This window comes from Gelidibacter sp. (assembly GCF_035577925.1).
Classification (GTDB): Bacteria; Bacteroidota; Bacteroidia; order Flavobacteriales; family Flavobacteriaceae; genus Gelidibacter.
Window position 1 is genome coordinate 1 of record NZ_DATJCY010000366.1, and the last position, 1,533, is coordinate 1,533.

At 39.1% G+C, this 1,533-nt stretch carries 1 protein-coding gene; it reads left to right on the forward strand.

All coding sequences use genetic code 11. The annotated features are described in order from the left end of the window. The first annotated feature begins 278 nt into the window (after positions 1-278). Complete coding sequence (locus tag VNJ50_RS14055) at positions 279-1,322, forward strand: endonuclease/exonuclease/phosphatase family protein (RefSeq protein WP_325582928.1); 1,044 nt, start codon at positions 279-281, stop codon at positions 1,320-1,322. Positions 1,323-1,533: the final 211 nt, after the last annotated feature.

The window sequence follows — 1,533 nt, forward strand, 5'->3', positions numbered from 1 at the left end:
GGTGCTCTGGAACAAAATCATCATAACTGGGAGGAAGAAGACTCAATTGTGATTGGCTGTTGGTCTTCCATATAACGTTGCTTTTCATAACATTAAGATAAGAAAACTAATGCGCTTTCTAAAATAAAAAACATAAAAAAAAGAGGCTGCCTTTTTAGACAGCCTCGTTTTTGTAGGAATTTTATGATAATACGGCAAGTCATCTAAAAACCCTAAAATATGAAAAAGTAAAAAAATCTCATTACCTTTCCTCCTTCCCCTAAAAACCCCTACCAAAAATGTTTAAAAATGCATCTTATTTAAGCTTCTATATCTTTATAATTTCAATATGTTCATGCTCAGCACCAAAAGAATCCTCACTAAAAGTTTTACAATTTAACATTTGGCAGGAAGGAACGGTTGTTCCCGGTGGTTTTGATGCAATTATTGATGAGGTTATCCGCACCGATGCCGATTTAATCGCCTTGAGTGAAGTCCGAAATTATAACGATAACAGCCTTGCCGAACGCTTGGTAAACGCTTTGTCCGAAAAAGGCCATACGTATTATTCACAACGCAGTGAAGATTCGGGCATTCTTTCACGCTATCCGATACTGTCACAAACCGTAGTTTTTCCTTTACAAAACGATCAAGGTTCCGTTACAAAAGCGGTTATCAAAGTAAGAAATACAGAAATAGCATTTTATAGTGCCCATTTGGATTACCGCCATTGCAGCCTTTATTTACCACGCGGTTACCACAGTTCTACTTGGGAAAAACTGGACAGTATTGTCACCGATTCTTTAACCATTGCAACCGATAATTTGGCATCGATGCGCGATGAAGCCATCAGTGCTTTTATAGCTGATGCGCTGAATGAAAAAACACTGGGCCGACAAGTTATTTTGGGTGGCGACCTCAACGAACCTTCTTTTTTGGACTGGACTGAAAGTACCAAAGACCTATCCGACCATAACGGCGTGGTTATGCCTTGGCACAACACTTTTCAATTGGATAAAGCTGGGTTTGTTGATGCTTACCGAAAAATATATCCTAACCCAGTCACTCATCCAGGGTTTACATTTCCGGCGGATACACCTTTGGTGCCCATTGAAAAATTGGCTTGGGCGCCTGATGCCGATGACAGGGACAGGATAGATTATATTTTTTACTTGCCATCGGACCAATTACAACTCACAGAAGTTAAATTAATTGGCCCTAAAGGTTCCATTGTTCGGAATCAACGCGAATTGGAAACCTCCGATGACCTCATCGAAACCCCTGAAGGTATTTGGCCAACCGACCATAAAAATGTGTTGGCTATTTTTAAAATGAGAGATTGATGTTTTTACGTTGTATTATGATTCAACTTTCTGTTAACTATTGTCTATCATCCAAAATGGTCTGCACAACACAGATTTACAATAGGGTTCTTTGTGAAACACCTCTCGCGGAAGCGCAAAACCGCAAAGTATTTGTATAAATATCAGTGCAAATTAGCGTAATCTGTACAATCCGTGAAATTAGTGAAATTAGTGTCTAAAAAACACTTCG